Genomic DNA, 5915 nt, shown 5'->3' on the forward strand with positions numbered 1-5915 from the left:
CGGCACGACATCTACCTCGGCGACTTCGACTCCCTCACCGGCGAGATCCGCGCCCAGATCAACGACATCGACTACTACTTCAACCACTAAACCAAACCGCTTACACAGAAAACTTGACAAGCCCTACCGGCGCGCTGACGCTGCGCCCGCACATCGCGCACTGGGCCGAGGCCGGGGTGCCGCTGGCCGCGACGCTTCTGGGCGGGACCGAGGATCCCCGCCAGAACATGGTCGAGATCCTGGACGCCGCGATCGCCGCGCTACCCGACGGCGTCGAGCACATCCGGACCCGGTGGGACGCGGGCTATTTCGCCGCCGCCCTCGCCCAGGCATGTATCGAACGGGGCGTGTCGTTCGCGATCGGCGCGAAACGCACCCGCCCGCTGATGGCCGCCGCCACCCACGCCCCAGACGATGCGTGGGTCCCCGCGATCGGGATGGAGCATACCGAGATCGCCGTCATCGGCTACCTGCCCGGCACCTGGCCCGAAGACGCGGGAATCCGGTGCATCGCCCGCCGCACCCGCATCCCGGTGGAGATGATCCCCACCGCCCGCGCCCGCAAGCGCCGCACCATCCCCGCCGCCCAGCTCACCCTCGCCCTGGACGGGCTCGTCGACGCCGTCTACGGGTACTCGTTCATCCTCACCGACATCGACCTGACCGACCCCGAAGACGCACCCGAGGATGAGCGCGGGCTGGCCCTGGCGGAGGTCGAGTACTGGTACCGGCACCGCACCGACATCGAAGCGTTGAACAAAGACGCCAAGCACGGCACGGCGCTGCGGCACCTGCCGTCGGCGAACCGCGCCGTCAACACCGTATGGATGCACGCCGCGCTGCTCGGCTGCGCGATCGCCGCGTGGACGCAGGAACTGGCCAGCACCGATCACGGCAACGGCCGCGGACGGTTCACCGTGACCCGATTCCGGCGCGAGATCATCCGCACCCCCGCACGCCTGATCCGGCAAAGCAGGACCATCCTGCTGCGCCTCCCACCCGGCGGTCACCTCCTGGAAATCGTGCTGCCCCGGCTGCAAGCCCTCCCCGACCCCAGCGGATAGCACACCGACCCCTCCGCCCGCCCACAACCCGAAGGACCCCGAGGCCGGAACCTCCGCCCAACGCCGCGACAGGCGCGACACCGTCACGCCCGAACCAGCGAACCCCGGCGGACCGAAGCACGAGAACCCGAAATCACACACCAACAACCACTACTCGCGGATCCGGGTCTGAACGCACTGCTGACCGTGGTGGTCACCGTCGTGGTGTTCTTCGCCGCGCACGTCTACGCCGGAACGATCGCCCGCCTCGCCCGGGCGGCCGGCGACCCGGACGTCGAGCGCCCGAGCGTGCGTGCGAGCGTCGCCGCCAGCGTCCACCACTCCGAGGGGCTGCTGGTGATCTCGCTGATCCCGCTGGCGGTTCTGCTGCTCGGCGTCACGCACATCGTGGACGACGATATTGCGATCTGGAGCGCCCTGCTGCTGGATACGGCGCTGCTCGCGCTCCTCGGATGGGTGGCCGCCGCTCGATGGACCACGCGCTTCTGGCCGCGGGTGGGCAGCGCCGCCATGACGGCGCTGTTCGGCATCGTGATCGTGGTGCTCAAGTCGCTCATCCACCACTGACGAAGTCGTCAGTGGGCGTGTGAAGCCTCACCCGGCATGTCGGCAGGCTTGCGGATCAGGGCGGCGCTGATCAGCAACGGCGTCCCGACGATCGCGGCCACCAGAAACGCGGCGCGTGCTCCTGCGGCGCCGGCCGCGGCATCGGCGACGCCGGAGTCCGCCGCCGCTTGTCCCACGGAGGACATGACCGAGATGAGCACGGCGATTCCTGCCGCGCCGGCGACCTGCTGCACTGTCGAGACAGTCGCGCTACCGTACGAATAGTACTTCGCTTCAAGGGATCCGAGGGAAGCAGTGAACAGCGGCGTGAACGACATCGCGAGGCCGATCGACAGCACCGTCTGCGTGACCACCAGAATCCACACCGGCGTCGTCTCGGTGAGCGTCGTAAACCCCCACAGGATGGCGAGGACGATCACCGTGCCGGGCACGAGGAGCACTCGCGTCCCCCAGCGGTCGTAGACCCGGCCGATGACCGGGCCGAGCAAGCCCATCGCGAGAGCGCCGGGCAGCACGACGAGGCCGGACTCACTGGCCGACAGTCCGACCGTGTCCTGCAGGTACAACGGCAGCACCGTGATCGTGCCGAAGAAAGCCATCGACATCACGGCGAAGTGCGCGACCGAGAGTGAGAAGTTGCCGGAGCGGAAGATGCGCAGATCGAGCAGCGCGTCGTCCTTTCTCTGCAGCACGACCTGACGCCACAGGAACAGCGCGAGCGCCACCGCCCCGAGCGCGATGGCGATCACCAGCGTGGCGGTGGCCGTTGCTGCGGCTGCCGATGCGTCGGCTCCATGTCCGCCGCTTCCGATCTGGCTGAGGCCGAAAACGAGACCGCCGAATCCGAGAGCCGAGAGCACGACCGACAAGCCGTCGATCGGAGCGTGGGTCTGCTCGCCGACGTTCGGTATCCACCGCACTCCGGCCACCAGCGCGGCGACGGCCACCGGCAGCACGATCGCGAAGATCCAGCGCCACGTGAGGTTGTCGAGCACCACACCCGCCATCGTCGGACCGATCGCCGGGGCGAGCGAGATGACCACGCTCACGCGGCCCATCATGCGCCCGCGATGGTGCGGCGGCACCACGGTCATCAGCGTCGTCATCAGGAGCGGCATGACGATCGCGGTACCCGATGCCTGGATGACGCGGCCGGCCAGCAGCACCTCGAAGCCCGGCGCAAGGAGGGCGACAAGAGTGCCCGCCGAGAAGAGCCCCATCGCCGCGCCGAACATCGCGCGCGTCGTGAACCGGCGCAGCAAGAAGCCGGTCGTCGGGATCACGACCGCCATCGTCAACATGAACGCGGTGGTCAGCCACTGCGCCGCGACCGCCGTGATGCCGAGGTCGTCGATGAGGTGCGGGATCGCGACGCCCATCGTCGTCTCGTTGAGGATCGTGACGAATGCGGCCGCCAACAGCAGCCACACCACCCGGTTCTGCGCAGGAGTGAGGATGCGGGGGTATGCCGGGGCCGTGTCTGTCGCAGTCATGGGTTCTCCTCGATGGTCGGGGTGGCGCCGCGCGCCATCGCGGGCAGCCGTGAGAGGTGGATGACGTGCCGAGAGCCGGCAGGGAACCTCAACTGTAACCGGAGGCGCCGACGTCGCATTCCCGGCAGCCGTGGCACGATCGGATCATGGCCAGGTCCCGACGTTCAGCGGCGTTGCTTCGTACGCTGACGAGCCTCGCGGCCGGCATCGTCGCCGCGCTCGCCCTGCTGTCCGTCTTCGGGGTCGCGGCGGCCGTCCTCGCGGGCTGGTCGGTGTTCGCGCTGACGAGTGTCGTGTGGGTCGTCGTGGTGATCTGGCCGATGGATGCTGAGCAGACGCGCAGCCACGCGACCCGCGAAGACCCGGGTCGACCGATGGCGCGGGTGTTCGCGCTGGTGGGAAGCCTCGTGAGCCTCAGCGCCGTCGCGATCGTGCTGGTGCAGGCGCACGATGACGACCGCGCGTACACCTCCGTCATGGCCGCTCTCGCCGTAGTGTCGGTCGCGGCGTCGTGGGCGCTGATACAGGTCGACTACCTCCTGCGCTACGCCCACCTGTACTTCTCGCATCCTGTGGGCGGCATCGACTTCCATCAGCACTCGGATCCCAGCTACATCGAGTTCGCGTACTTCGCGATCGGGCTCGGTATGACCTATCAGGTCGCAGATACGGATGTAAGCACGACCGAGGTCCGACGGCTCGTCATTGCGCAGACACTGCTGGCCTATCTGTTCGGCGCCGTCATCCTCGCCACCGTGATCAACCTCGTCGCCGGGCTCGGGTGAGCGTCATGAGCGCGGCAGCGCCCCCGAAAAGTTAGGCTGACACGCATGGCGATGGGCGGCATGGGCGGTTCCGGTGGTGGCCGCGGTGGTGGCTTCCGCGGTGTGGACGAATCCGCCCAGCGCAAGCTCAACGCCGAGGCGCCGCAGATCTCGGGGCTCGGGGTTCGTGTGCTGTCCTTGTTCCGGCCATACTTCGGCCGGATCGTGGTCACCGGCATCCTCGTCGTCGCGGGAGCGGCGATCGGCGTGATCCCTCCGCTCATCGTCCAGCGGATCTTCGACGACGCCCTCTTCCCGGTCGCGGGCGGCGGTCCGGACCTGCCTCTCCTCCTACGGCTCGTGCTCGCGATGATAGGTCTGTTCCTGCTGTCGGCGGCGCTCGGCATCGCGCAGACCTGGCTCACCGCCACCGTGGGCAACCGGGTGACGGGGGATCTGCGTGTGAAGCTGTTCGATCACCTGCAGGCGATGGAGCTGGGCTTCTTCACGCGTACCAAGACCGGCGTCATCCAGTCCCGCCTGCAGAACGACGTCGGCGGGGTATCCGGCGTGCTGACGAACACCGTGACGAGCATTCTCGGCAACGTCGTCACGGTCATCTCCGCCCTCGTCGCGATGGTTCTCATCGACTGGCGGCTGACGCTCATCGCCGTGTTCCTCATGCCGATCCTCGTGTTCGTGCAACGGCGCGTCGGTCAGGTACGAGCGCGCATCGCCGGCCAGACGCAGGAATCGCTGTCGGAGCTGTCGAGCATCACGCAGGAGACACTTTCGGTCAGCGGCATCCTGCTGTCGAAGGCCTTCAACCGGCAGCGCACCGAGTCGCAGCGCTACCGCGACGAGAACGTCAACCAGGTGCGGCTGCAGGTCCAGCGCGCGATGAGCGGCCAGGGATTCTTCGCGGTCGTGCAGGTGCTGATGGCATCTGTGCCGGCCGTCATCTACCTCGTCGCGGGATGGCTCATCGCCGGCGGCACCGGCGCCATCACGGCCGGTACCGTCGTCGCGTTCACGACCGTGCAGGCGCGGCTGCTGCAGCCGCTCATGGGACTCATGCGGGTCGCGCTGGACTTGCAGACCTCGCGCGCACTGTTCGCGCGCATCTTCGAATACCTCGATCTCGTTCCGGCCATCCGTGACGCGCCCGACGCCGTCGATGTCGCGGCAGCCCCCGGGCCCGTGGGACGGATCGAGTTCCGCGACGTCGTCTTCCGCTATCCCGACGCGGCACCGGACGCTCGGCCTACTCTCGGCGGGGTGTCGTTCGTCGCCGAACCCGGACAGCACGTCGCCTTCGTCGGACCGTCCGGTGCCGGCAAGACGACGATCCTCTACCTCGCGCCGCGCCTGTACGAGGTCACCGGGGGAGGCGTGATGTTCAGCGGCACCGACGTGCGGGCTCTCACCCACGAGTCGATCATCGACCACGTCGGCATCGTGTCGCAGGAGACCTACCTCTTTCACGCCACGATCCGCGAGAACTTGCGGTACGCCAAGCCCGATGCGGCGGATGCCGAGGTGGAGGCGGCCTGCGTCGCCGCGAACATCCATCACATCATCACCGGGTACGAGCACGGCTACGACACCGTCGTCGGGGAGCGGGGCTACCGCCTCTCGGGCGGCGAGAAGCAGCGGATCGCGATCGCGCGCGTGCTATTGAAGGACCCGCCTGTGCTCCTGCTCGACGAGGCGACCAGCGCGCTGGACACCGTGTCGGAGCGGGTCGTACAGGAGGCCATCGACAGCGTCGCGCAGGGCCGGACCACGCTGTCGATCGCCCACCGGCTGTCGACGGTGGTCGGCGCGGACGTCATCCATGTCGTCGACGCGGGGCGTATCGTCGAGTCCGGCACCCACGCGGAGTTGCTGGCGCGGGGCGGACTGTACGCGGAGCTCGCCGCCGAGCAGCTCGCGGCGTCGCGCATCGAAGGGATGGAGCCGCAGGGCACAGCGCGGCCGGACCTCCCCGATCGGCGCGCCGACAAGGCGCCGGCCGGTTCCCCCGG

The 5915-nt window shown here is 68.5% G+C and carries 5 protein-coding genes; 4 read left to right on the forward strand and 1 reads right to left on the reverse strand.

The annotated features are described in order from the left end of the window. Window positions 1-113 precede the first annotated feature (113 nt). Window positions 114-1064, forward strand: a complete 951-nt coding sequence (locus WBP48_RS14475) for a transposase (RefSeq protein WP_424441457.1) — start codon at window positions 114-116, stop codon at window positions 1062-1064. Between the two features lie 186 nt (window positions 1065-1250). Beyond that, on the forward strand, window positions 1251-1631 hold the full coding sequence (locus WBP48_RS14480) for a hypothetical protein (protein WP_424441458.1): 381 nt from the start codon (window positions 1251-1253) through the stop codon (window positions 1629-1631). A gap of 8 nt (window positions 1632-1639) precedes the next feature. On the opposite strand, the gene WBP48_RS14485 is transcribed toward WBP48_RS14480, so the two are convergent. Beyond that, window positions 1640-3124, reverse strand: coding sequence for a DHA2 family efflux MFS transporter permease subunit (locus WBP48_RS14485; protein ID WP_424441459.1), 1485 nt, complete (start codon window positions 3122-3124; stop codon window positions 1640-1642). A 146-nt stretch (window positions 3125-3270) separates the two neighbouring features. Here WBP48_RS14485 and WBP48_RS14490 point away from each other — a divergent pair, with 146 nt between their 5' ends. After that, complete coding sequence (locus tag WBP48_RS14490) at window positions 3271-3909, forward strand: DUF1345 domain-containing protein (RefSeq protein ID WP_424441460.1); 639 nt, start codon at window positions 3271-3273, stop codon at window positions 3907-3909. A 51-nt stretch (window positions 3910-3960) separates the two neighbouring features. Beyond that, window positions 3961-5915, forward strand: a 1955-nt coding sequence (locus WBP48_RS14495) for an ABC transporter ATP-binding protein (RefSeq protein ID WP_424441461.1), incomplete at its 3' end; no start/stop codon positions are given.

Source organism: Microbacterium sp. (assembly GCF_049661145.1).
GTDB lineage: Bacteria > Actinomycetota > Actinomycetes > Actinomycetales > Microbacteriaceae > Microbacterium.